Here is a 23,519-nt window from a genome sequence, read left to right on the forward strand (position 1 = left end):
CGCAGCGGCGGTTCGACGGCGTTAATGCACGGCCTCGCGGACGCCGTAGAGGCTCATGGACGCGCTGCGCCAACCCTGGTCGCCGGGATCGCCGACGCGGTCGAGCGCCTGCTGGTGGCGCGGCATGGCCTCGGCACAGTCTCGGATGCGGACCCGCAGCGCCTCCAGCCCCGCCTGCAGCGATGCCAGCGGATAACGCTGGATGCGCGGGTCGATGCGGCGCGGCAGCAAGCGCTGTCCCAACAACACGGCAATCCAGCTGGGCTCGAGGAACAGCCCTTCGCGGTAGCGCACCACGTGCCCGGTTTCGCGGAAGGTCTCGAGCTTGTGCTGCAGCGAATCGGGCAGGGCCAGCGTGCGGCAGTGGTCCCAGAACGGGCTGTCGTCGCGCTCGGTGACGTGGTAGTGCGTGATCAGGAAATCCTTCACCCGCTCCACTTCCATCTGCATCACGCGGTTGAACTCGTCGCGCAGGCGGGGCTCCATCGCGCGGCCGGGGAACAGCTCCACCAGCTTCATGATGGCCAGCTGTATCAGGTGCAGGCCGGTGGATTCGAGCGGTTCCAGGAAGCCCGCCGACAGCCCGATCGCCACGCAGTTGTGCGACCAGCTCAGGCGCCGGCGTCCGGTCTGGAAACGCAGCAGGTTGGGTTCGGCCATGGCCCGTCCCGGCAGGGCCGCGCGCAGCACGTCCAGCGCCTCGTCATCGCTGCAGAAATCACTGGCGTAGACGTGGCCGTTGCCGATCCGGTGCTGCAGCGGAATGCGCCAGCGCCAGCCGGCGCGCTCGGCGCGGGCCTGGGTGTAGGGCGGCGGATCCGGCACGCCCTCGCACGGGATGGCGATGGCCCGGTCGCAGGGCAGCCAGTGTTTCCAGTGTTCATAGCCCGCGTGCAGGGTCTGCTCGATCAGCAGGCCGCGGAATCCGGAGCAATCGATGAACAGGTCACCTTCGATGCGATGTCCCGACTCCAGCGTGACGGCCCGGATGAAACCACTCTCGGGCGCCTGATCGACGCCAACGATGCGGCCTTCCTGCCGCTGCACCCCGCGCGCTTCGGAGAAGCCGCGCAGGTAGCGCGCGTACAGCGCCGAGTCGACGTGGTAGGCATAGGAATAGGTGGCGGCAAGATCCGTCGGGTCGGCCGCCGGGAACGCGAAGCGGCCGGCGGCGGCCATGAAAACCGGCAGCGAGTACTCGCCCAGCGCATGCGGACTGCCGGCGGCCTGCGCGCGAAGGAAGGCGTGGTGGAAGCCTACCCCGTCCACGTCGCTGCCGAACTCGCCGAAGGGGTGGATGTACGCATCGCCGCGCCGGCCCCAGTGCGCGAACTCGATGCCCAGCTTGTAGGTCGCGCCGGTGGCACGCATGAACTCCGGCTCGTCTATGCCCAGGCGCTGGTTGAAATAACGCAGGTGCGGCAAGGTCGCCTCGCCCACGCCGACCGTGCCGATCTGCTCGGATTCGATCAGGGTGACGCGCACACCCCGGCCGGCCAGCACGCTGCACAGTGCGGCGGCGGTCATCCAGCCGGCGCTGCCGCCGCCCGCAATCACCACGTGTGTTACCGGCCCGCCGTCACCCGCTTCCGTCGCGTCCATCCATCCCGGCCTTGCCTGCCTTGAAGAGCCGCCTCAGGTTGCCCAGAGGCGGCGGCTCGGGTCAATGTCCGCTAGAAGGTGCCGCGGATCACGAAGGTGTAGCGCGTGTCGAAGATGAAGGAGCTGCGGAACACGCGCAGGCCGTCCGGATTGACCTGGTTCTCGGTGATCACTTCATCCTGCAGCAGGTTGGAGCCCTGCAGGCCGAGCTGCCAGGTGTCGTTGATCCGGTAGAACAGCGAACCATCCAGCTGGCCGTAGTCCTTCGCGAACGTGGGCAGGCCGATGTTCACCTCGCGGATGGTGAGCAGGTAGTCGTCGCGCCAGTTGTAGGCCAGTCGGGCTTCCCACTTGTCGTTCTGGAAGATGCCGACCAGGTTGAACTGGTTCTTGGACAAGCCCTGCAGCGGCAGGTTGTCGAACGGGATGGCGGCCCGGTTCGCATCGTCCTGGCTGCCCGACTGCACCGGACGCAGGTTCTGCTGCGGCACGTCGCTGGGGTTGAGGTAGGTGTAGTTGAACTGCACGCCCAGCCCGCCCCAGATGCCCGGCAGCTCGTCGAAGAACTGCTGGTAGGAGAACTCGAACCCGCTGATGGAGGCCTCGCCGATGTTGATCGGCTGGTCGATGTCCACAATCTGGGTCACGCCGTTGTTGGTGACCGGCGTTTCCACGGTGTTGTTGGAGAAGAAGTTCTTGATGTCCTTGTAGAAGAAGCCGAGCGCCACGAAGTCCGATTCGTCGAAGTAGTACTCGAGCGACAGATCGAAGTTGTTCGACTCCATCGGCTTCAGGAACGGGTTTCCGCTGCTCTGGAAGAAGCGGTTGAGCGTGGCGACGTCGTTCACCGTGGTGATGTCGGCCGAGATGTTGTAGTTGTAGCGCAGGTTGCCCAGGTCGGGCAGCGCCACCGCCTTGGACGCGCCGAAGCGCAGCAGCATGTCGGGCGCCAGCTCGTACTTCAGGTTCAGGCTGGGCAGGAAGGTGTCGTAGCTCGACCGTGCGGCTTCGCTGCTGCTGGCGCCATTGGCGAAGGCCACCACGTCGGGAGGCAGGGTGGCCAGCACGTTCGGAGGCAGGTTCAGGGTCGGGAACGTGATGCCGCCATCCACCCGCGTGTCGAGCCGGACGTAGCGCAGGCCGATGTTGCCGCCGAAGCGGCGCTCGGCGTCGTTCTCGAAGTTCAGGCGCACGTACAGCGCGTCGTTCTGCTCGTTGGTGCCGTTGATTTCCGCGGGCAGGTAGAAGCCGTCGGCGCCGGGGCGGCCGCTGAGCGAACCGCGCAGCACGCCGGGAACATCGAAGCTCTGGCGGAAGGTGTTGTAGTTGGTCACCAGCCCCGGGTTCGGGAACAGGCCGATACCGCCGGGCAGGCCGCCCACGTTGCCGTTGTGGAAGCTGCGGAAGCCGAAGGGGCCGGCCTGGTTGAGGCTGAAGCCGGTGGACGTGGGCCCGCCGGCGAAGCTGGCCAGGCCGTTGCCGGTCCAGGCTTCCGACAGGTTGCCCCAGTTGTAGGTGGACCAGCGGGTGGTCTGGTCGCGCTCGGACGTGCGGAAGCCGGTCTCCACGCCGCGGAAGAAGTCACCGTCCAGCGCATAGTCGGCATCGAAGCGGAAGGCCAGTGCATCACCCTCCGACTCCTCGATGTGGTCCATCGCGGCGCGCCAGAAGTAGTTGTTGGGATCGGTGAAGTAGGCGGCGTCGGTCTGCGACGAGCCGGTCGGCGCCCGGAAGTCGATCCGCGGTGCGCCGCCGCGGCGCACAAGATCGATGTTCACGCCGCTGGGACCGCCGGCCTGGTTGGCCAGCGCGCCGAACACCGACAGGTCGACGATGTCGGTGGTGGACTCGACGTACTGCAACTCGGCCTTGAGGGTCAGCCGGTCGGTCGGCCGGAAGTTCATCGTGACAGAGTAGTCCTCGAGCAGGGTGTTGCCGTCCGAGCCGCGCGTCTGCGGACCCAGGCCCGAGGCGACGCCCTGCAGCGTGCCGCTTACGAACCGGCCCTGGCTGTCGTACACCGAGCCCGGCCCCGGCGTACCGCCGGCATCATCGGAGAAGAAGGCGTATTCCACCCACTTCGAATCGCTGTCCGAACGAACGTACTCGCCCGTGATGTCGAAGGTGCGGTCGGCATTCTGGTACTGCAGTGCCAGCGACGCGCCGTCGCGCTTGCGGTTGGTCGACGTGGTGCGGATACCGGCGTTGATGGGCGCGTACAGTCCGCTGCCCTGCCCCTGCTCGACGTGCGCGCCGAACTGCGCGCCGTCGGAGCGGAAGTCCAGGTCCGAGTGCGACAGGCTGGCCAGCAGGCCGAAGCGGCCGCCGCCCACGTCCCAGACGTTGCTGAAAAGTCCAGAGAAGCTCGGGGTCACTTCGCTGGCCAGGTCGCCGTAGTTGGCTTGCCCGGTGAACTGCAGCAGCCGCGAGCCCGAGTCCAGCGGCTTGCGGGTATTGAGGTTGATGGTGCCGGAGATGCCACCTTCCACCATGTCGGCGGTCTGGTTCTTGAACACCTCGACGCTGCCGATCAGCTCCGGCGGCACGTCCTGGAACGACAGGCCGCGGCCGCTGTTGGCGGAGAAGGTGTCCCGGCCGTTGAATTCGCTACGGGTGTTGGGCAGGCCGCGCAGGGTCACGCCGCTGCCTTCGGTGGAGAAGTGGTCCGGGTCGTCCTTGGCCGCGAAGCGTTCGATCGAGATGCCGGGGATGCGCTGCAGCGCCTCGAGCACGCTCACGTCGGGCAGCGCGCTGATGTCGACGGCGGAGATCGCGTCGATGTGGGTATCGGCGTCGCGCTTCATGTCCTGCGCGCGGATCAGCGAGGCGCGGATGCCGGTGACTTCGATCGCGTCGAGGGTGGTGACCTCCTCGCTCTCGGCTTCCTTGGCCTTTTCAGCCTCGGCCTCCGCCGTGGTCTCCTGCGCCCACACCGGGGCGTGCAAGGCCGCGCTGATGCACAGCGCAAGCAAGGCACGACGGCTGCGCGAGCGTCCCGCAAGGCCGCCTTGACGACGACGCTTCGAATCGATGGACATGGTGTTACCCCTCCCAGAGTTAGACCGTGTTGTTGTGTTTTTTCCTGGCTTCTGCCGGCCACCCGCCCGTTCGGTGAGTGCGGTCCCGCTTCCCCGTCCCCGTCAGTACGCCCCTGTGCGATTGGCTCCACGACCCTCCGCAAGTCGATGAGAACGACCCTTCCGACGGTTCGTGCAGGCATTTGTAAACCTGCATGACAACGCTGTCAACAGCTTTCCGACAGCGCAGGACATTTTCAGCCAGCGCCGCCGGAAGGCCTTGCCGGGCTTGGGGACTTCCGTCCCGGGCGAAGCCGGCCGGACGCGCTTGACAACGCTGTCAGGCTGGGCAAATGTCCGCCCGGGGAGCCCAATGGGGCTGCCGCCCACCGGAGAGACCGATGCCCGCCACGTCCCGCTCGAGTCGCGCTGGCCTGTGCCACGAAATGGCCCGTGTTTTCCTGTTCGCGAGCCTGCTGGGGGCCGGCATTGCCGCCGCCTCCGAGGCGCCGTCGTCGAAAGGCGTGGCCGACCCTTCGCAGTGGCCCGCGATCACCCCGCCGGTGCAGGACGATCCCGCGCTGATCCGCCGCGTCGACGCCCTGCTGGCCAGCCTGTCGCTGGAGCAGAAGGTGGGACAGCTGGTGCAGGGCGATATCGGCAGCATGCAGCCGGCCGACCTGGAGCGTTATCCGCTCGGATCCATCCTGGCCGGCGGCAACTCCGATCCCGGCGGCCGCTACAACGCCAGCCCGGCAGAGTGGCTGGCCCTGGCCGATGCCTACCATCGCGCCTCGCTGGCGCCGCACCAGAACCGTCCCGGCGTGCCGGTGCTGTTCGGCATCGATGCGGTGCATGGCCAGAACAACGTGGTCGGCGCCACCGTGTTTCCGCACAACATCGGCCTGGGCGCTACCCGCAATCCGGACCTGGTGCGGCGCATCGCCGAAGTCACGGCCGTGGAAGCCCGCGTGACCGGCTTTGACTGGACCTTCGCGCCCACGCTCGCCGTTCCGCAGGACGACCGCTGGGGTCGCACCTACGAGGGCTATTCCGAGGATCCCGCCATCGTCGCCTCCTTCGCCGCGGCCGTGGTGGAAGGCATCCAGGGCAAGGTGGGCGCGGCCGACTTCCTAGGGCCCCGGCGCGTCGTGGCCTCGGCCAAACATTTTGTGGGCGACGGCGGCACCTTCGAAGGACGCGACCAGGGCGACGCGCAGATCAGCGAGGCCGAGCTGCGCGACATCCACGCGCCCGGTTACGTCGAGGCCATGCGGGCCGGCGTGCAGACCGTGATGGCTTCGTTCTCCGGCTGGAACGGCGTCAAGCACCACGGCAACCGCAGCCTGCTGACCGGCGTGATCAAGCAGCGCTGGCAGTTCGACGGGTTCATCGTCGGCGACTGGAACGCACACGGGCAGATTCCCGGCTGCACCAACGAAAAATGCACCGCCGCGGTCGAGGCTGGCCTGGACATGTACATGGCGCCCGATTCGTGGAAGGGCATCTACACCTCGCTGCTGGCCGCCGCGCGCAGCGGCGAGCTGCCGATCGCGACCATCGATGACGCGGCGCGCCGGGTCCTGCTGGTGAAGGCGCGCGCCGGCGTGCTGGACGCTTCGCTGCCGTCCTCGCGCGAACTTGCCGGCGATTACGCGCTGCTGGGCAGCGCCGAACATCGCGCGGTGGCGAGGCAGGCGGTTCGCGAGTCGCTGGTGCTGCTGAAGAACGACGGCGTGCTGCCGATCCGGCCGACCGCGCATGTGCTGATTGCCGGCGACGGCGCCGACAGCATCGCCAAGCAGTCGGGCGGCTGGACGCTGAGCTGGCAGGGCACCGGCACCACCAATGCCGACTTCCCGAACGGGCAGTCGATCGGCGGGGCGCTGGTGGAGCGCATCCAGGCGGCCGGCGGGCGCGCGGCGCTGTCGGCCGAAGGCGAGTTCACGGACAAGCCCGATGTGGCGGTGGTGGTGTTCGGCGAGGACCCGTACGCCGAATTCCAGGGGGACATTGCCGACCTGCGCTACAGCCCCGGCGACGATGCCGACCTTGCGCTGATGAAGCGCCTGGCGGACGCGGGCATTCCCGTGGTCGCGGTGTTCATCTCGGGCCGGCCGCTGTGGGTGAACCGCGAGTTGAACGTGGCCGATGCCTTCGTGGCCGTGTGGCTGCCCGGCTCCGAAGGCGGCGGCGTGGCCGACGTGCTGCTGGCGGCCGACGACGGCAGCGTGGCCCATGACTTCAAGGGCAGGCTGTCGTTCTCGTGGCCCAAGCGCGCCGACCAGGCGCGTCTGAATCGCCATCATCCGGACTATGAACCGCTGTTCCCGCTGGGCTTCGGCCTGACTTACGCCCAGCCCCGGCCCTGGCAGCCGCTGCCGGAAGATCCCGGGGTGGTCGCGGCCGCCGCCCAGCGCATGTGGTTCTCCAAGGGTGCGACCAGCGACGGCTTTTCCTGGCAGGCACCGGCGGGCAGCGTCGCCCCGGCGGCACGGGCGGTGGATCACCTGGCCCAGGAAGATGCGCGCGAGTTCAGTTTTCCGGAAGCAGGCGCCATTGCACTCACCGCGGGCACGCCGCTCAACCTGGAGCGCGAGGCCAATGGCGACGTGCGGCTGGAGCTTTGGCTGAACATCGAAGGGGAAGCCGCGGGTGAACTGGCCCTGGGCTGCGGCGCCGCATGCCCGCACAGCGTCCCGCTCGACAGCCTGCCGCGCAAGCAGTGGTTGCACGTGGGGACCATGCTCAAGTGCTTCCGCGCGGACGGCGCCATGCTGGGCCAGGTCGACGCGCCCTTCGTGCTGCACGGGCACCGCGGCGCGAAGATTAGGGTGGCCAGCATCGGGCTGGGGCAGGAGGCCCGGGTGGTGTTGCCCTGCCCGCAGAAGTAGTCAAAGCCCGTGGTTTGGCCGCATTAAGAATTTGTTCCCGTTACTAGATTATGCTTTAGTAACCGGGAATAAGTGTCTGGTGCAAATGACTAATCTGAACGCACTGCCCCTGCCCGCGCCGCTGGCCGTCCTGGCCCGGGCGGCCGGCATCTGCCGGGTGCCCGACAACTGCGTGGTCACCGTGAACCGCTCCGGGCGCTACATCCGCGCCCTGGGTGCCGGCTGGCACTGGACCCTGCCGGTCCTGGACAGGCTCGGCCAACCCGTCTGCCTGATCGGCCACCACCTGGACGTGCCCGACGCCACCGGCGCCCACGCCGAGCTCTACTACCAGATCCTGGATCCGGCCCAGGCCGGCGCAGCCCTGGACCGCGTCGACGCCCTGGTCACCGACCAGGCCCGCGACGCCCTGGCCTCGCTGCCCAGCCTGGCCGACGCCACCCGCCCGCTCGCCGACACCCTCAAGACAGAGCTCAACCGCCGCGTCGGCCGCCTTGGCCTGCGCGTCATCCGCTGCTCCCTCCACACCGCCTGAAATCCGAACTCCGGGGTCAGAGTCGCTTCAGCAAAACGGCGCGCTTCTGGCCGTCTTGCTGAAGCGACTCTGACCCCGGATTTTCTGCGGCGGTTTCCTGAAGCGACTCTGACCCCGGATTTTTGGCGACAATGGGGGTATGAATCCGTTGACGCCATTGTTGCCCGAGCTTGAGGCGGGCCTGGTTGCGCTGGGGCTGCCGGCGCAGCCGCTGGGCGCGCGCCTGCTCGACTACCTGGCGCTGCTTGATCGCTGGAACCGGACCTACAACCTCACCGCCGTTCGCGACCCGCGCGAGATGCTGGGCAAGCACCTGCTCGACTCGCTGTCGATGTGGCCGCACGTGCACGCCGGCAAGCTGGCCGACCTGGGCACCGGCCCGGGCCTGCCCGGCATTCCGCTGGCGATGGCCATCCCGGGCCTGCAGGTCACCCTGGTCGAGAGCATCAGCAAGAAGACCCGCTTCCTGCGCGAAGTGGTGCGCCAGCTCGGCCTGGACAACGTGCGCGTGCTCGATTCGCGCGCCGAGGCGGTGGACGAGCCCGGTGCCTACGACCAGGTCACCGCCCGCGCCATGGACACCCTGGCCGGCATCCTCGCCGTCGGCGGCCACCTGCTGGCCCCGGGCGGCCGGCTGCTGGCGATGAAGGGCCAGCGTCCCGACGCCGAGATCGCGGCCCTGCCTGCGGGCTGGCGGGTCGAATCGATCCAGGACCTGGCCGTGCCCGGCCTGGAAGGCGACCGCCATCTGGTCACCGTCACCCGCGACCCGCCGCAGGCGGCATAATCCCCGTCCGGGCCGACGCTACGCCGACACCCGATCCAACACCAACCACCGGCCTCGCCAGGCCGGCGCCAGGAGACTGCATGGGTCGCATCATCGCCATCGCCAACCAGAAGGGCGGCGTGGGCAAAACCACCACGGCCGTGAACCTGGCCGCCGCGCTGGCCGCCGTGCCGCGCCGCGTGCTGCTGGTGGACATGGACCCGCAGGGCAACGCCACCATGGCCTCGGGCATCGACAAGCGCGAGCTGGAGAATTCGACCTGCGAAGTGCTGCTGGCCGAATGCCCCGCCAGCGCCGCCATCGTGCCCACGGCCGAGAAGTACGACCTGCTGCCCGGCAACATCGACCTCACCGCGGCCGAAATCCGCCTGATGGACGAAAGCGAGCGCGAGCGGCGCCTGAAGAACGCGCTCGAGCCCATCCGCGGCAACTACGACTACATCATCATCGACTGCCCGCCCTCGCTGTCGCTGCTGACGCTCAACGCGCTGGCGGTGGCCGACGGCGTGATCGTGCCGATGCAGTGTGAATATTTCGCACTCGAGGGCCTGAGCTCGCTGGTGGACACCATCAACGCGCTCAAGGGCAAGCTCAACCCCGCGCTGGAAATCGACGGCATCGTGCGCACCATGTTCGACGTGCGCAACAACCTGGCCAACGCGGTCTCGGGCGAACTGACCAAACATTTCGGCGACAAGGTGTTCCGCTCGATCATCCCGCGCAACGTTCGCCTGGCCGAGGCCCCCAGCCACGGCCAGAGCATCGTGGGCTACGACCGGGCGTCGCGTGGCGGCATCGCCTACCTGGGACTGGCCGGCGAGATCGTGCGGCGCGAGAAGAAATTGAAGGAGCTGGCATGAGCACCAAGAAACGCGGCCTGGGCCGGGGCCTGGATGCCCTGCTGGGCACGGGCAACAAGGGCGCGGCGCCGCCGGCCGAAGCGGCCGACGCCGGCGAGGGCATGCGCTCGCTGCCGATCACCGCCATGCAGCCCGGCAAGTACCAGCCGCGCACCGGCATGGACCCGGCCAAGCTCACCGAGCTGGCCGAGTCCATCAAGGCCCAGGGCCTGATCCAGCCGATCGTGGTGCGCGAGATCGCCCGCGGCAAGGACGGCCAGCCCCGCTACGAGATCATCGCCGGCGAACGCCGCTGGCGCGCCGCCACCCAGGCCGGCCTGAGCGACGTGCCGGTGGTGCTGCGCGAGGTGGATGACCGCGCCGTCATCGCGATGGCCCTGATCGAGAACATCCAGCGCGAGGACCTCAACCCGCTGGAGGAAGCGCAGGCGCTGAGCCGCCTGATCGACGAATTTTCGCTCACCCACCAGCAGGCCGCCGAGGCCGTGGGCCGCTCGCGCGCCGCGGTGTCCAACCTGCTGCGCCTGCTGGAGCTGCCCGACGGCATCCGCAAGCTGCTTGAGGACAAGGGCCTGGAAATGGGCCACGCGCGCGCGCTGCTGACGCTGGCCCCGGCCGCCGCGCTGGCGCTGGCGAAGGAAGCCGTGGCCGAGGGCTGGTCGGTGCGCGAGGTCGAGCGCCGCGCCCAGCTGCTGGGCAAGGGCCAGATCCCGGGCAAGAAGCCGGCCAAGCCCAACGGCAAGAAGGTGGACGCCGACATCGCCGCGCTCGAGCGCGAGCTGTCGGAAAAGCTCAGCGCCAAGGTGGCCGTGCAGCACGGCCGCGGCGGCCGCGGCAAGCTGGTGATCAGCTACCACGGCCTGGACACGCTCGACGGCATCCTCGAGCGCCTGCGCGGAGCCTGATCGCGTGAACCAGCCCCACCTGTCCGTCGTCGTCCCGGTCTTCAACGAGGAAGGCAACGTGTTGCCGCTGCTGGCCGAGATCCTGGCGGCCCTGCGCGGCGTCACCGCCTTCGAGGTGGTCTTCGTGGACGACCGCAGCCGCGACGGCACCCTGGCCGCACTGCAGTCGGCCAAGGCCGCCACGCCCGAGCTGCGCGTGCTCACGCATGAATCGCAGAGCGGCCAGAGCACCGCGATCCGCACCGGGGTCAAGGCCGCGCGCGGCACCTGGATCGCCACGCTCGACGGCGACGGCCAGAACGACCCGGCCGACCTGCCCAAGCTGCTGGCCGCGCGCGACGCCGGCGCCGCCAACGTGAAGCTCTACGCCGGCTGGCGCGTGAACCGCCAGGACACCGGCAGCAAGAAGTGGGCCTCGAAGTGGGCCAACGGCATCCGCTCGCGCCTGCTGCGCGACGCCACCCCCGACACCGGCTGCGGCACCAAGCTGTTCGAGCGCGCGGCCTTCCTGGACCTGCCCTGGTTCGACCACATGCACCGCTACCTGCCCGCGCTGATGCAGCGCGCCGGCTGGCAGACGGTGAGCGTGCCGGTGAACCACCGGCCGCGCGGCGCCGGCGCCTCGAAATACACCAACCTCGGCCGCGCCCTCGTCGGCGTGCGCGACCTGATGGGCGTGGCCTGGCTGATCAAGCGCAGCAAGCTCACCGCCGTCCGCGAACTGGAGTGACCCGATGAACGAAGAAATCGCCTGGCTGGCCTGGACCGGCCTGCACGTCACCGCGTGGAAGCTGATCGGCTACACCGGCGCCCTGATGTTCGGCGGCCGCTGGCTGGTGCAGTTCATCGCCTCCAAGCGCGCCGGCAAGCCGGTGATCCCGCGGGTGTTCTGGTACATGAGCCTGCTCGGCAGCTTCATGACCCTGAGCTACTTCCTGTTCTCCGCCAAGCAGGACTCGGTGGGCGTGCTGCAGAACCTCTTCCCCAGCTTCACCGCGGCCTACAGCCTGTACCTGGACATCAAACACCGCGGCTGGCACCGCGACCGCGCGGGGCACTAAGGGCCTCTTTGGCCACGGATTTACGCGGATGAACGCGGATAAAGCATTGAAATCATTGGATTAGCTTTTGCCCTATCCGTGTGCATCCGCGTAAATCCGTGGCCAAACCGCCCTAAGTGATTGCCTGGAAAGGGGAAGGTGGGCATAATTGCCGGCTCGCTCCGCACCCTGCCCACCGGCCCCGGCCCCGGAAGTGCGATTCCGGCCCTTGGCGGAGCGTCTGATCCATCCCGCATCGCATGCGCCTGCCGGCCTTTTGGCCAGCCGCGAGGGGCCGTCGCCACCCGGGCTATGGGTGGCCAGTCCTGACCCAGGAGTTGAACCATGAGTCGAGTTTGCCAGGTGACCGGCAAGAAAGTGATGACGGGTAACAACGTCTCCCACGCCAACAACAAGACCCGCCGCCGTTTCCTTCCCAACCTGCACGAGCGCCGCTTCTGGGTAGCCTCGGAAAACCGTTGGGTGAAGCTGCGTGTTTCCGCGAACGCGATGCGCACCATCGACAAGAACGGCATCGATGCCGTGCTGGCCGATCTCCGCGCCCGCGGCGAAAAGATCTGAGGAGGACTCCACCATGGCATCCAAGCGCGACAAGATCCGCCTGACGTCTTCTGCCGGCACCGGTCATTTCTACACGACCGACAAGAACAAGAAGACCACCCCGGCCAAGATGGAGATTAAGAAGTACGATCCCGTCGTCCGCAAGCACGTGATGTACAAGGAAGGCAAGATCAAGTAAGCCCCGCGGCTGCTTGCCTCGCTTCCGGAAAACCCGCCCCCGTGGCGGGTTTTTTGTTGGCCGCGCTCAGAGCTGGGACTTGAACGGCAGCACCAGGGTCTCGGTCAGCCGCTCGTGCCAGGGGCGGGCCTGCCACTGCTCGTAGGTGTAGGGCTTGGCCTGCTGCAGGTCGCGCTCGAACACGGCGGTCATGTGCGCGGCGAAGGCGGCGTCGTAGACGTTGAGGCTGGCCTCGTCGTTGAGCTGGAAGCTGCGGACGTCGAAGTTGGTCGAGCCCACCGAGACCAGGAAGCCGTCGGCGATCAGCGACTTCACGTGCATCATCGTCGGCTGGTAGACGTGGATTTCCGCACCGGCCTGCAGCAGGTCGCCCCAGATCGCGCGCGAGGCCACCTTCACCGTCTCCGAGTCGATGTGCTCGCCCGGCACCAGCACCCGCACCCGCACGCCGCGCTTGAGTGCCATGCGCAGCGCCCGCACCGCCAGCTCGTCGGGCACGAAATACGAGGCGTGCACGTCCAGCGTGCGCTTGGACGCCGCGATCGCCATCAGGTACATCAGGTGCATGCTTTCGCTGCCGCCTTCGGGCGAACTGATGAACAGGTGCGCGTCCATGTCGCCGGCCGGCGCCAGCGGCGGGAAATATTCCTCGCCGTTGAGCACGCGCCCCGTGGTCTTGATCCAGTTGTCGATGAAGGCCGCCTGCATCTGCGCCACCACCGGGCCCTCGACCCGGAAGTGCATGTCGCGCCAGTGGTCGGGGTCTTCGGCGTGGCCCGACCACTGGTCGGCGATGCCGACGCCGCCGGTGTAGCCGACGCGGCCGTCCACGATCAGCAGCTTGCGGTGCGTGCGCTTGTTGAGGCGCGAGAAGTTGTACCAGCGCAGCGGCCGGTAGTACTCCACGCGCACGCCCGCGGCGCGCATGCGCGTCACCAGGGCCGACTCCATCTTCAGGCCACCCACCCAGTCGATCACCACGTTGACCTTGACGCCGGCGCGCGCGCGTTCGGCCAGGGCCTCCGAGAACTGCTTGCCCACGTCGCCCGACCAGTAGATGTAGGTCTCGAAGTTGACCGTGCGCTCGGCGGCCCGGATCGCGGCCAGCATGGACGGGAAGATCTCGTCGCCGTTGTCCAGGGCCTGCACCGTGTTGCCGGCGGTGATGCCGGGACCCAGCAGCACGCCCATCTCGCGCCGGAACTGCGGGTCGTTGATCGCGTACTCGTGCTCGACGCTGCGGTCCAGCGCCTTCTCGGATCGGGTGAAATTGAAGGAGAACAGCACCACGACCACCGTGGCCAGCACGGTGAGGGCGAGCATCCAATAGGCGCGTTTGCGGGGAATGGGCATGGCGAACGACCGGATGGGGGCTGCAGGTGGCGAGTGTGCCACGCGGCGAGCCAGGTATCGTTACCTTTTCCTGCACGACGAAGCGAGCGTGCAGATCACCCGGCCGGGCCGTGCATTCCGCGCGGCGTGCGCCATGGCTGCGACGCAGCGGCCGGCCGCTACTCCGCGTCGGCGCCGACCACCGATGCAGGCGGGGCCAGGCCGATCTCATCGAGAAAGCGCACGCGACCCTCACCGGTCGCCCGGTCGATCGCGTAGAGCGCCGTCCGGCCGGGCGCGTCGTGCCCGGTGCCGGGAACCTTGCCGCCGTCGGTGCTTCCGTGGAATACGAGCGTGGTCGCATTGGCGGCCAGGGCATGCAGTCGGGCGAAGGGCAGTTCGCGCGTCCACGGCGTGCGGCCATCGTCGGCGCGCCGCTCCACGCGCAGCCTCGCGCCGGCCTGGTCGCCCCCGCCGGTGACGTGCAGGTGGAAATAACCCGCGGGATCTTGCGCGCGGAGCACGGCCTCGCTGCCGGGCAGACGCAGCGCGCCGCCCTCGCCGTTGGGCGGGCCATCGTGGAGCTGCCACACCGCGCCTGCGGCGCGCGGCCAAGCCAGGCCGGAAGGCGGCAAGCCGGCGGCCGCGGCATCCGCCCCGTCGCCAACGGCAATCGCACCCTCCCGCTCCGGCATCGCGTCCACGCCGGCCGCGGGCTCGGCGGCCGCGGCCGCCGCATGCCACCAGACCACGCCGTCGCGCGCCGCCAGCAGCCGCGCTGGCCGCGTCCGGCCGGTCGGCCGGTATTCGCGCAGGGTGCGCCGCCACTGCAGTTCCAGCGTGACAGGGTCGAAGGACCACAGTTCGTCGCGAATCACGCTGTGCGTGCTTTCCAGTCGCCGGGTGAATCCCATCGAGGTGCGATGACTGACTTCGGTGCGCTGCAGCGACTGCTCGGCCAACAGCACCAGATGCTCGCCCGAGGGTGCCGACACGAGCACCGGCACCTCCAGCACCGAGGTGTCGCGCAGCTCGTCCGGCGGTACCGGGGGCAGCGCGCACCCGGCCAGCCAGATCACCGCCAAAGTCAGTACATGACCAAGGCGCCACCCGCCGCGCACCTGCCTGCCTGCCTCATGCATGGTCCACCTCCGTCCGACCCGCCGCCATTTGCGAATGCGCCCGCTCCGGCGGGCCGAACAGCTGCCCCAGCCGCGACCGCCATGATTGCGGCCGGGCCGCATCGCGGAACATGTCGCCCCATTCGTGGAAACTCAGGGTGATCGGATTGTGCGTGCGCACCGGCTTGACGATGCCGTACTCGCAGGGGACCGCGGGATCTTCCTCGACGAAGCTGCCGAACAGCTTGTCCCAGATGATCAGCACGCCGCCGTAGTTGCGGTCGATGTACTTCGCATTGCGCGCGTGGTGCACGCGATGGTGCGAGGGCGTGTTGAACACCTTCTCCAGCCAGCCCAGCCGACCCACGGCCTGCGTATGCACGAAGAACTGGAAGCCCAGGTTGATCGCCACCACCACCACGATGTGCGGCGGCGAGAAGCCCAGCCAGGCCAGCGGCAGCCAGAACAGCCACATGCCCGACAGCGGATAGGTGACCGACTGCCGGAACGCGGTGGAGAAGTTGAGCCGCTCGGACGAGTGGTGCACCACGTGCGAGGCCCACATCCAGCGCACGCGGTGGTGCGCGCGGTGGAAGAAGTAGTAGACGAAATCCTGCGCCAGGAACAGCAGCGCGATGGTCCACCAGGTGGTGGGGATGTCGAACAGGCGGTACTGGTACACCCACCAGTACACGCCGATCACCACCAGCCAGGTCAGCGCATCCGCGGCCTGGTGCATCAAGGCCAGGGTGGCGTTCGACACCGTGTCGCGCAGGCTGTAGTGGGTGTTGCCGTCGGTGGCGCTGCGGCGGCGCCAGTACCACGCTTCCCACAGCACGACGCCCAGGAACACCGGGGCCATCGCCAGCAGGAGCCACTCGCCCATCAAGCCCCGCCGTGCGAAAGCGCGCGCGACATGTTCTTGAGGCAGCGGTGCATCGCCCGGCGCATGAACACGTGCAGCACCACGGCCGCCACCGGCGACAGCCAGCGCTTGGCCACCGTGAACTCGTAGTCCCAGCGCACGCGCGAGCCGAACTCATGGCCGGCGAAGGTCCAGATCGCCTCGCCCTTGCTCACCATCCAGGCCATCGGCGGGCGGAAGCCGGTGAGCGTGTAGGCGTGGCGCACCGGCGGGTCGAGCTCGGTCACGCGCTCGGTGAGCACGGTGCCGTCCTTGCTGTGCACGCGGCGCGTGCTGCCTACGGCCAGCGGCGCATGCAGGCGGATGCCGCTGAGCGCGGGAATGGGACCAAAGCCGGTGAAGAAACCCGGAAATCGGTCCGGATCCGTGGACAGCGCGAAGGCCACGTCGGGCGTGCAGGGCAGGCTGCGTTCGGCGGAGACGGTGAGGTGCATGGCTGAATTTTGGCCGCTGTCACCGGCCGCTGTCCACGCCGGCGCAACGTCCCCGGGCCTACACTGCCGCCATGCGCCTGCGTACCGTCCCGCTTGCCTGCCTGCTGTCGATGGCCCTGCCCGCCTTTGCCGCGGTGGCCCCGGCCACGCCCCGCGCGTCCGGCGACACCGCGGTTACGGCCGGTGCCACGCGCACCGTGTATCGCTGCAGCCGCGACGGCAGCATCAGCCTGGCCACCGCGCCCGAGCCGGGCTCGCGATGCACCGCCATCACCTACGACGCCAACAGTCCCAAGCTGCCCGACCTGTGGCAGGTGCCCGGCGCGCAGCGCGGCGTGCTCTACCAGCGCCAGCAGGACGGCCGCACGGTCTACAGCACCCGCAACCTGCCCGGCTCCACCCGTGTGCTGGCGTTCTCGGTGCCGGCGCCGCCGGACTCGCCTGCGCATCGCGGCCTGGGCCGGCTCGGCCCGCCCCGCCTGGACGTCTACCGCGAGGCCTTCCGCAGTGCCGCGCGCCAGTGGCGCGTGGACGAGGCCTGGCTGCGTGCGATCGCGCACATCGAAAGTGGCTTCGACCCGGCGGCGGTTTCGCCCAAGGGCGCGCAGGGCCTGATGCAGCTGATGCCGGACACCGCCGCGGCCTGGCAGGTCACCGATCCCTTCGATCCCAACCAGTCCATCCAGGCCGGCGCGCGCGAACTGCGCCAGCTGCAGGATGCGTACCGCGGCGACCTGTCGCTGGTGGCCGCAGCCTACAACGCCGGCGCCGGCAACGTGCAGAAATACGGCGGCATTCCGCCGTGGGCCGAGACCCAGGAGTACGTGGCCAATGTGATGGCGCTGCACCAGCGCTACCTCGAGGCGCTGGCGAAGGGCTCGCGCGCCGACTAGTCGTAGCGGACGGACACCACCTGCACCGCCGGCACCGTGCCTCCCTGCGGCAAGGCGACCGTGGTGGCGGACGCGGCAAACAGCGGTTGCGACATCTGCTCCAGCCCGACCAGGCAGCCGCGCAGTTCGTCATCCGTGAACTCCACTTCGCCGGAAGGCTTCAGGGTGCCCAGGTCGAAGTGGCGGAAGGCGAGATAGCGCAGCAGGTTGCGCGTGGCCGGCGCGGCCGGGATGGCGATCACCTCGCGCGAACTGCCGGGGCCGGTGGCCGCCTGGATCCTGCGCGCCTTGCCAATGGTCTGGTGATACAGCGTCAGCCACAGCAGCAGTTCGTAATGCGAGGTCAGGCTGGCGCGCAGCGCCGGCATGTCCAGGGTCAGGGACTCCACCTCGTCGCTGAAGCCCTGCAGCGCCTCGTTGCCGCCCAGCGACTCGAACAGCTCCTGCAGCACAGGCTGGGGCAGGTCGCCCGTGCTGCGCAGCACCTGCCGCGTCAGCCGCAGGAAGGCGATCGAGGATTCGGCCGCCTGCAGCCACGGCTCGAAGTAATCCTGCACTTCCATCTTCATCGCCACGTCCACCGGCACCGCCAGCGCGTTGCCGGCGTCGGGCTTGGACTTGGCGGCGGTGTCCATCATGCGGGCAATCGATTCCACGGGCTTGGCCAAGGCGACGCTGCCGGCCTTGCTCACCAGATCGGGCGTGCCGTCGGGATTGGTCTTCAGGGTGGACAGACGCTTGGTCAGCGCCGCGGCGCGGCTGATGGCATCGTCGCCGATGCTGCCCAGGGCCAGCTGCTTTTCCAGCACCGGAGGCTTGAAATCCTGGAAGGCCTTGGCGCGCTTGGCCAGCCCCTCGTTGAGCACCTTGCCCGACTTGCGCCGGCCCCGGTCGAATCGCGCCAGCTGCTTCTGCGATCCCTTCAGCTGGCCGGCCAGCGTGGTCAGCGAACTGCGCCGCTCGGCGAAGAACTGCGTCAGGCTGGCCTGCCGCTTGCGCTGGAAGCCGCCGCCGGTGATCGCGAAGGCGCCGGTGAGGATCAGCTGCAGCACGCCGCCCAGGGCCGAGGTGATCACGCCGGCCAGCAGGTTGGTGACCACGAAGGCCATGGCCGAGCCGGCCAGGCCCATCTCCTGCGGCGATTCCAGGAAGTCGATGCGCTTGGTCTGCACGATGTCCACCGCGTTCTGGACGCTGTCGCGATGCACGTCCACCAGCCGGCGCAGCCGGTCGAGGTCGTTCTGGCGATCCAGCACCAGGAACTCGAGGAATTCGTCGATGGCCTCGGCATCGCCTTCGGCCAGGATCGTCGCCAGCTGTCGGGCCTCGGCCTGCGCCTGCGCCGCGCGCGCGGCCTCGGCGTCGCGCTCTTCCTGCCGCGGGTCGAACGGGATGCGCTCGCGCAGGGTGAAGAACACCCCGTCGCGCGGCGGCCGTTCGGTCGCATCCAGCTGGAACAGGCGGCCGTCGCGGACATCGGTCCTGCGCAGCAGCAGCGCCAGCGAGCGCGTGGCGTCCAGCTTCGACAGCAGCGCGGCCACCGATGCCGGCGACGGGGCGAGCGGCGCGGCGTTGTGGGCGGCCAGCTCGGAAACCAGCACCGCCTGCCCGTCGAGCATCGATTCGAAGCTGGCTTCGGGCGTGGCCTCGGCGATCGCGGGCAGCAGGTCGGGGCCCAGCCGCGCCGGTGACAGCGCAGGCGGCACGGCGATCAGCGCGGGGCGCGACAGCGCGCCAGGGAACGAACCGGACATGACGGGCGCCTCAGGGGCCCGGCGCCGGCAGCGGCGTCGGCGCGGGGGCGGGCAGCGGCGCCGGTGTGGTGGCCGCCAGGCGGTTGCGCGCATCCTGCACGCGCAGCTCGGCCAGGTCGGCATCTGCCTGCGCGATGCGCCGCTCGATCTCGCGACGCTGCTTGAGGTAGGGCTCCAGCAGTTCGCACTGGCCCAGCCCGCCATCCATGAACACCGCCGAGGTCGGCAGCGACACCGTCTGCGCCGCGGTCTGGATCGGGCCCAGCGTGCGCGCCGAGGCGCCGGAGCCGACCGTTTCCGAGGCGACCGGATCGAAGGCGGTCAGCTTGTCGAGCAGCGTGCGCCGCACCAGCGGATCCAGCGCCGACAGCCGCAGCGGGTGGATCGCCCGCGCGCCGACGAATCCCACCAGCCGGTTCTCGACGTAGGCGTCGATGCCCATCGCGCGGAAGCGTTCGTAGCGTGCGTTGGGATCCTCCGAACTCCAGACCTGGTTCATGTAGTAGGTGCGGTTGGCCTCCAGGTGCAGGCGCAGCGCATCGAAGTCGGCGCGCGCCATCGCCAGGTCCTGCAGCGAAAACAGCTGCGGCGGCGGCTCGCGGGTCTTGAGGTCGGCCGAGGTGCTGGCGTCCGCGCCGGGCGGCACCACGGAGGCGGCGGTCTCGTAGGCCTTGAGCTCCTGCTTGGCCTTGCCGCACAGGCCGGGATAGCCGGCGTTGTTTTCGATCACCGCCAGCGAGATGAACACCGGCACCAGCACCGGGAAAGGAATCAGCAGCAGCGAGGCCAGCTGCGCCGAGACCAGCGACGCGGCGATCATCTTGAGGTTGGTCATCCACTCGTCGTCGGTGCCGGCCAGCAGCGCGCCCAGCGCGGCGACCACCGCCGCTTCGGAATCATCCTCGCGCATCGCATCGATGAACACGCGGGCGCGGTCCTCGGCGCCCGGCGACACGGTCTTGAGCTTGAAGGCGTAGTTGAACAGGCCCAGCGCCGACTCGGCCGCGGCGCGGTCGCGCTCGCTGACGTCCTTGCCGTCGAAGGGATTGTAGTACTCGGCCAGCACGCCGGCCGCCTCCAGCAGGTCGGCGTCGAAGATCTTCACCAGCGCGTCGCGCAGCTGCCTGGCCACCACCACCACCGGCTTCTGCGGCGTCGGTGCGGGCGTGGCCGCCACGCTCTGCTGCGCGGCTTCCTCCAGCTCCGCCTTCTGGATCGAGGCGTGGTCGAACCAGCCCTGCGCGTACAGCGAGCGCGCCGCATCGAACCCGGACTGGTAGGTCTTGCTCAGCAGGGCGCGCTGCAGCCGGTCCTGGTAGGCCAGCACGAAGGGAATGTCGATCGCACCCAGGTCGGGCGGTTCGACCAGCAGGCAGAACTGCTTGACGTCCTTGAGCTGGGTTTCGACCTGGAAGGTCTCCAGCACCTCGTAGCAGTTCAGCGTAAGCGCATGGCCCTGGTTGGCGTTGCGCAGCTTGCGGGTGACGCGGTCCTCGCGGCCGGTTTCGCGCGACTCCACCACCTTCACCTGCCGGGTCGACTTGACGCGTTCCGAGACCCGCGATGTCACCTCGGACACCTGGTCCAGCGAAGCCTGGATGTCGGCCTTGACCTCGCTGCTGGCCGAGGCGCCGACGTCGATGTTGACCGGCACCCCGCCGGCGGGCAGCGGCAGTCCCAGGCCGATGTCGCCGCTGACCTGGCTGGACTCGGACAGCTCGCGGGCGATGGTGCTGGTGACGCTGGCCATCACGCTGAGCTCGGTGTTGCGCTCGAACTCCGAGCCCTGCGTCTTTTCTTCCTCCACCTTGCGGCGGTCGAAGGTGAAGACTTCGATGGTCATCTCCTCTTCCGGCGCCAGGGTGAGGCTGTTGAGCAGCGAGCCGCGCGAGTAGCCCTGCAGGGTCCAGGTCTGCTCGAAGGAGGTGAACAGGCCGATGTCGTAGCGCGGCAGTTTGGGGCGCGAGTGCTGCAGCCCGGCCGGGCGGCGGCGCAGGCGCAGCATCAGGGCGGCAAACCGCGGGTCGGCGCTGAAGCTCTTCACCACGCCGCGATAGATGTGGTCCGGCAGCGAAGCCACGACGCGTGCCATGTCCACGCTGGCCTCGAAGGCGGGGTTTGCGTTGCGGCGGTCGGCCAGCAGCGCCATCACCACGTCTTCGTAAACCGCGTCGGGGAATTCGGCCGGCGCGTAGCCGACCAGATCACTCGGGCTCACCCGAGGACCCGACGACGACAGCGTGATGGCCTTCGCCTTGCGCGTTTTCACCACCGGCGGCGGGTCGGGCGCCAGCGTGATGCGCACCGTGCGCGCGCCCAGCTTCACCAGGGCACTGGACTGACCGGCCAGTCGGAGCTGGTCGCGCGGATCCAGTTTCAAGGTCTGCTTGCCGATCTTCACGCGACCCTTGGCGACGTCGGCGGCGGACACGATGTGCTCGTCCAGCAGCGGCGCCCGCGGCCTGGCGGGATCGAGCGGCAGGAAGCTGCCTTCGGTGCTCATCTGCACCGACAGTCGCTTGCCCGGCACCGCCGGCGTGCGCACTTCCTGGTACTTCACCTGCAGCTCGGGGAACAGCTTCACGATCGGCAGGCCCAGGCGGAAGCGCGCGGACCCGACGCCGCCCGACGGGGCGTGGCGGTCGAACGAGATCGGCAGCTCGGCGGCGTCGGCGACCTCGGACAGGGACACTTCGAACACCAGCACCTTGTAGAAGCTGAGCTTGTTCTGGACAGGGTTGAGGGGCAGCAGGGCGTTGCACGCCTGCGAGGGATCGAACAGCTGGTAGGGCATGGGGGCCTCGGGTCACGGCGGTTACGCCGCTGACCGCGCGGCGTCGGGGGGAGGGGTCGGAGCCGGCACGGTTTGCGCCTTGCTCACTTCCATCAACGCGGCTCGGCTCACGCGCCGGCCACGCGACCTCTGGCCGAATCTCTTCACGCGGCGCACTATCGGACTACACCCGCTGCCGCTTGACCGGAGACCCCGCATGACCGAGACCATCTACGACGCCCTGCGCGAAAGCCATGAAACCCAGCGTTCGCTGTGCCGCAAGCTGCTGCGCAGCAAGGCCGGCGATCCCCGTCGCGCGGAGCTGTTCCGCGAACTCCGGATCGAGCTGGCGTCCCATGCCGCCGCCGAAGAACGTTTCCTGTACGCCCCGATCCTGATGGACGACGCCGGCCTGGATGTTTCGCGGCACGCGCTGCACGAACACCACCAGCTCGACGAACTGGTGGAGAAGCTGCAGGACGGCGAGCCCGGCGACCGCGGCTGGATGGCCACCGCCAAGGCGCTGTCGCACAAGGTGCACCACCACCTGCGCGAGGAGGAGAAGAAGTTCTTCCAGGTGTCGGGCAAGATCCTGGGCACGCGGGAGAAGGCCAGCGCCGCGAAGAAGTACCGCAAGGATTACGCGCGCATGCAGAAGGTGCTGCGCGAGGGCTGATCGCGGGTCGCCGGCGTTTCGACGCAACGCCGGCTGAACCGGAGTCGCTGCCCGACCCGGAATTGTCGCGGCCTTGACGCACGGCTCACCACTGTCGCGCCATGGCCACTCCGATCGAACCAGGAACCCCGCAAGCCGACGCCAACCTCGCCGGCTTGCGCTACGTGCTCGACAGCGAGCCCGGCATCGCCCGCCGGCGCGCCGGCAAGGGCTTCAGCTATCGCGATCCGGCCGGTGCGCCCGTGCGCGACGAGGCCACGCTGGCGCGCATCCGCAAGCTGGCCATCCCGCCCGCCTACACCGAGGTGTGGATCTGCCGCAGTGCGCTCGGTCATCTGCAGGCCACCGGCCGCGATGCGCGGCGGCGCAAGCAGTACCGCTACCACGTGCAGTGGCAGGCCACGCGCGGCGACGGCAAGTTCGAGCGGCTGGTGGAATTCGGTCGCGCGCTGCCGCGGCTGCGCCGCCGGCTCGCCGAGGACCTGCGCGCACCGGGCTATCCGCGCGCCAAGGTGATGGCCCTGGTGGTGGCGGTGATGGCGCAGACCCTGGTGCGCGTGGGCAACGACGAATACGCGCGCAGCAACCGATCCTACGGCCTGACCACGCTGCGCAACCGGCACGTGGACTTCCTGCGCGGCGGCCGCGCGCGGCTGCGCTTCCGCGGCAAGGGCGGGCTGGAACACGAGATCGCACTCGACGACACACGCCTGGCCAAGCTGGTGCGCGGCTGCCAGGAACTGCCGGGCCAGGCCCTGTTCCAGTACCACGACGACGCGGGCACGCTGCGACCGGTGGACTCGCAGGACGTCAACGAGTACCTGGCCGCCGTCATGGGCGAGGGTTTCACCGCCAAGGACTTCCGCACCTGGGGCGCCACCCTGCTGGCGTTCCGGCTGCTCTCGGACACCGCCCTGCCCGAGCCCGGCCGCAGTGGACAGCCATCGGAACGCGCACTGGCCACCGCACGCAATGGCGTCGTCGCCGAGGTCGCCCAGCTGCTGGGCAACACGCCCGCCGTCTGCCGCAAGTCCTACATCGACCCGCGCGTGTTCGAGGCCTGGCAGGACGGGCGGCTGCAGCGCGCCGCCGCCGGCGCCCGCGGCGCGCGCCAGTGGGAACAGGCCCTGCTGAAGCTGCTGGGCCGGCCCGCACGTACACGCAAGGGCTGAGCCGCACCTACGACTTTGGTCGAAGGGCGGCCCGGCGCG

20 protein-coding genes are annotated in these 23,519 nt (G+C 69.1%); 12 read left to right on the forward strand and 8 right to left on the reverse strand.

Features of this window, described 5'->3' with window-relative positions:
* Positions 1-21: 21 nt before the first annotated feature.
* Both ACOQFR_RS07285 and ACOQFR_RS07290 read right to left on the reverse strand, forming a co-directional pair.
* On the reverse strand, positions 22-1,602 hold the full coding sequence (locus tag ACOQFR_RS07285) for a tryptophan halogenase family protein (RefSeq protein WP_421380168.1): 1,581 nt from the start codon (positions 1,600-1,602) through the stop codon (positions 22-24).
* A 71-nt stretch (positions 1,603-1,673) separates the two neighbouring features.
* The gene (locus ACOQFR_RS07290) at positions 1,674-4,640 is read right to left on the reverse strand and encodes a TonB-dependent receptor (RefSeq protein WP_421380170.1); all 2,967 of its coding nucleotides are present in this window, start codon (positions 4,638-4,640) and stop codon (positions 1,674-1,676) included.
* 380 nt (positions 4,641-5,020) lie between these two features.
* On the opposite strand from ACOQFR_RS07290, the gene ACOQFR_RS07295 reads away from it, so the two are divergent.
* The 9 genes from ACOQFR_RS07295 (at position 5,021) to rpmG (ending at position 12,400) form a co-directional block, all read left to right on the forward strand.
* A complete protein-coding gene (locus ACOQFR_RS07295) occupies positions 5,021-7,513 on the forward strand; it encodes a glycoside hydrolase family 3 N-terminal domain-containing protein (RefSeq protein ID WP_421380172.1) in 2,493 nt (830 codons plus the stop codon).
* Between the two features lie 85 nt (positions 7,514-7,598).
* Entirely contained in the window at positions 7,599-8,048 is a 450-nt protein-coding gene (locus ACOQFR_RS07300) for a hypothetical protein (protein ID WP_421380174.1), read from the forward strand.
* A 139-nt stretch (positions 8,049-8,187) separates the two neighbouring features.
* Positions 8,188-8,835, forward strand: coding sequence for a 16S rRNA (guanine(527)-N(7))-methyltransferase RsmG (rsmG, locus tag ACOQFR_RS07305; RefSeq protein ID WP_421380176.1), 648 nt, complete (start codon positions 8,188-8,190; stop codon positions 8,833-8,835).
* A gap of 80 nt (positions 8,836-8,915) precedes the next feature.
* Entirely contained in the window at positions 8,916-9,695 is a 780-nt protein-coding gene (locus tag ACOQFR_RS07310; protein WP_421380178.1) for a ParA family protein, read from the forward strand.
* A complete protein-coding gene (locus ACOQFR_RS07315) occupies positions 9,692-10,600 on the forward strand; it encodes a ParB/RepB/Spo0J family partition protein (protein ID WP_421380180.1) in 909 nt (302 codons plus the stop codon). Before ACOQFR_RS07310 ends, ACOQFR_RS07315 begins: the two co-directional genes overlap by 4 nt.
* Positions 10,601-10,604: 4 nt before the next feature.
* Positions 10,605-11,330, forward strand: coding sequence for a glycosyltransferase family 2 protein (locus ACOQFR_RS07320; RefSeq protein WP_421380182.1), 726 nt, complete (start codon positions 10,605-10,607; stop codon positions 11,328-11,330).
* Between the two features lie 4 nt (positions 11,331-11,334).
* Positions 11,335-11,661 (forward strand): lipid-A-disaccharide synthase N-terminal domain-containing protein, encoded by a 327-nt coding sequence (locus ACOQFR_RS07325; RefSeq protein ID WP_421380184.1) that lies wholly within the window; start codon positions 11,335-11,337, stop codon positions 11,659-11,661.
* A gap of 324 nt (positions 11,662-11,985) precedes the next feature.
* Entirely contained in the window at positions 11,986-12,222 is a 237-nt protein-coding gene (gene rpmB, locus ACOQFR_RS07330; RefSeq protein WP_421380187.1) for a 50S ribosomal protein L28, read from the forward strand.
* Positions 12,223-12,235: 13 nt separating this feature from the next.
* On the forward strand, positions 12,236-12,400 hold the full coding sequence (rpmG, locus tag ACOQFR_RS07335; protein ID WP_290779721.1) for a 50S ribosomal protein L33: 165 nt from the start codon (positions 12,236-12,238) through the stop codon (positions 12,398-12,400).
* Positions 12,401-12,466: 66 nt separating this feature from the next.
* Here the strand turns inward: rpmG and ACOQFR_RS07340 are convergent, their stop codons facing one another.
* From ACOQFR_RS07340 to ACOQFR_RS07355, 4 genes are all read right to left on the reverse strand, one after another.
* Positions 12,467-13,723 carry a phospholipase D-like domain-containing protein gene (locus ACOQFR_RS07340; RefSeq protein WP_421380190.1) on the reverse strand — a complete coding sequence of 419 codons (1,257 nt, stop codon included), beginning with the start codon at positions 13,721-13,723 and terminating at the stop codon, positions 12,467-12,469.
* Positions 13,724-13,911: 188 nt separating this feature from the next.
* Entirely contained in the window at positions 13,912-14,811 is a 900-nt protein-coding gene (locus tag ACOQFR_RS07345) for a hypothetical protein (protein WP_421380192.1), read from the reverse strand.
* Between the two features lie 55 nt (positions 14,812-14,866).
* Positions 14,867-15,739 carry a sterol desaturase family protein gene (locus ACOQFR_RS07350; RefSeq protein WP_421380195.1) on the reverse strand — a complete coding sequence of 291 codons (873 nt, stop codon included), beginning with the start codon at positions 15,737-15,739 and terminating at the stop codon, positions 14,867-14,869.
* Positions 15,739-16,212, reverse strand: coding sequence for an SRPBCC family protein (locus tag ACOQFR_RS07355; protein ID WP_421380197.1), 474 nt, complete (start codon positions 16,210-16,212; stop codon positions 15,739-15,741). The genes ACOQFR_RS07350 and ACOQFR_RS07355 overlap by 1 nt, the downstream gene beginning before the upstream one ends.
* Before the next feature lie 71 nt (positions 16,213-16,283).
* On the opposite strand from ACOQFR_RS07355, the gene ACOQFR_RS07360 reads away from it, so the two are divergent.
* Positions 16,284-17,105, forward strand: coding sequence for a lytic transglycosylase domain-containing protein (locus tag ACOQFR_RS07360; RefSeq protein WP_421380199.1), 822 nt, complete (start codon positions 16,284-16,286; stop codon positions 17,103-17,105).
* Here the strand turns inward: ACOQFR_RS07360 and ACOQFR_RS07365 are convergent.
* Positions 17,102-18,859 carry a hypothetical protein gene (locus ACOQFR_RS07365; RefSeq protein ID WP_421380201.1) on the reverse strand — a complete coding sequence of 586 codons (1,758 nt, stop codon included), beginning with the start codon at positions 18,857-18,859 and terminating at the stop codon, positions 17,102-17,104. The two genes, ACOQFR_RS07360 and ACOQFR_RS07365, sit on opposite strands and share 4 nt — an antisense overlap.
* A gap of 10 nt (positions 18,860-18,869) precedes the next feature.
* Positions 18,870-21,653, reverse strand: coding sequence for a hypothetical protein (locus ACOQFR_RS07370; RefSeq protein ID WP_421380203.1), 2,784 nt, complete (start codon positions 21,651-21,653; stop codon positions 18,870-18,872).
* A 196-nt stretch (positions 21,654-21,849) separates the two neighbouring features.
* Between ACOQFR_RS07370 and ACOQFR_RS07375 the strand changes: the two genes are divergently transcribed.
* Positions 21,850-22,308: a hemerythrin domain-containing protein gene (locus ACOQFR_RS07375; RefSeq protein WP_421380205.1), complete on the forward strand. Its 459-nt coding sequence runs from the start codon at positions 21,850-21,852 to the stop codon at positions 22,306-22,308.
* Positions 22,309-22,409: 101 nt separating this feature from the next.
* Positions 22,410-23,480, forward strand: a complete 1,071-nt coding sequence (locus tag ACOQFR_RS07380; RefSeq protein ID WP_421380208.1) for a DNA topoisomerase IB — start codon at positions 22,410-22,412, stop codon at positions 23,478-23,480.
* The last annotated feature ends 39 nt before the right edge of the window (positions 23,481-23,519 follow it).

This window comes from Arenimonas sp. MALMAid1274 (assembly GCF_049195245.1).
Taxonomy (GTDB): Bacteria; Pseudomonadota; Gammaproteobacteria; order Xanthomonadales; family Xanthomonadaceae; genus Arenimonas.

Bases quoted from the DNA above. Each gene is read 5' to 3' on its own strand.
- ACOQFR_RS07300 (WP_421380174.1), top strand. From the start codon at position 7,599: ATGACTAATCTGAACGCACTGCCCCTGCCCGCGCCGCTGGCCGTCCTG.
- ACOQFR_RS07360 (WP_421380199.1), top strand. From the start codon at position 16,284: ATGCGCCTGCGTACCGTCCCGCTTGCCTGCCTGCTGTCGATGGCCCTG.
- ACOQFR_RS07370 (WP_421380203.1), bottom strand. From the start codon at position 21,653: ATGCCCTACCAGCTGTTCGATCCCTCGCAGGCGTGCAACGCCCTGCTG.
- rsmG (WP_421380176.1), top strand. From the start codon at position 8,188: ATGAATCCGTTGACGCCATTGTTGCCCGAGCTTGAGGCGGGCCTGGTT.
- ACOQFR_RS07325 (WP_421380184.1), top strand. From the start codon at position 11,335: ATGAACGAAGAAATCGCCTGGCTGGCCTGGACCGGCCTGCACGTCACC.
- ACOQFR_RS07290 (WP_421380170.1), bottom strand. From the start codon at position 4,640: ATGTCCATCGATTCGAAGCGTCGTCGTCAAGGCGGCCTTGCGGGACGC.
- ACOQFR_RS07375 (WP_421380205.1), top strand. From the start codon at position 21,850: ATGACCGAGACCATCTACGACGCCCTGCGCGAAAGCCATGAAACCCAG.
- ACOQFR_RS07365 (WP_421380201.1), bottom strand. From the start codon at position 18,859: ATGTCCGGTTCGTTCCCTGGCGCGCTGTCGCGCCCCGCGCTGATCGCC.
- ACOQFR_RS07295 (WP_421380172.1), top strand. From the start codon at position 5,021: ATGCCCGCCACGTCCCGCTCGAGTCGCGCTGGCCTGTGCCACGAAATG.
- rpmB (WP_421380187.1), top strand. From the start codon at position 11,986: ATGAGTCGAGTTTGCCAGGTGACCGGCAAGAAAGTGATGACGGGTAAC.
- ACOQFR_RS07340 (WP_421380190.1), bottom strand. From the start codon at position 13,723: ATGCTCGCCCTCACCGTGCTGGCCACGGTGGTCGTGGTGCTGTTCTCC.
- ACOQFR_RS07355 (WP_421380197.1), bottom strand. From the start codon at position 16,212: ATGCACCTCACCGTCTCCGCCGAACGCAGCCTGCCCTGCACGCCCGAC.
- ACOQFR_RS07350 (WP_421380195.1), bottom strand. From the start codon at position 15,739: ATGGGCGAGTGGCTCCTGCTGGCGATGGCCCCGGTGTTCCTGGGCGTC.
- rpmG (WP_290779721.1), top strand. From the start codon at position 12,236: ATGGCATCCAAGCGCGACAAGATCCGCCTGACGTCTTCTGCCGGCACC.
- ACOQFR_RS07380 (WP_421380208.1), top strand. From the start codon at position 22,410: ATGGCCACTCCGATCGAACCAGGAACCCCGCAAGCCGACGCCAACCTC.
- ACOQFR_RS07315 (WP_421380180.1), top strand. From the start codon at position 9,692: ATGAGCACCAAGAAACGCGGCCTGGGCCGGGGCCTGGATGCCCTGCTG.
- ACOQFR_RS07310 (WP_421380178.1), top strand. From the start codon at position 8,916: ATGGGTCGCATCATCGCCATCGCCAACCAGAAGGGCGGCGTGGGCAAA.
- ACOQFR_RS07285 (WP_421380168.1), bottom strand. From the start codon at position 1,602: ATGGACGCGACGGAAGCGGGTGACGGCGGGCCGGTAACACACGTGGTG.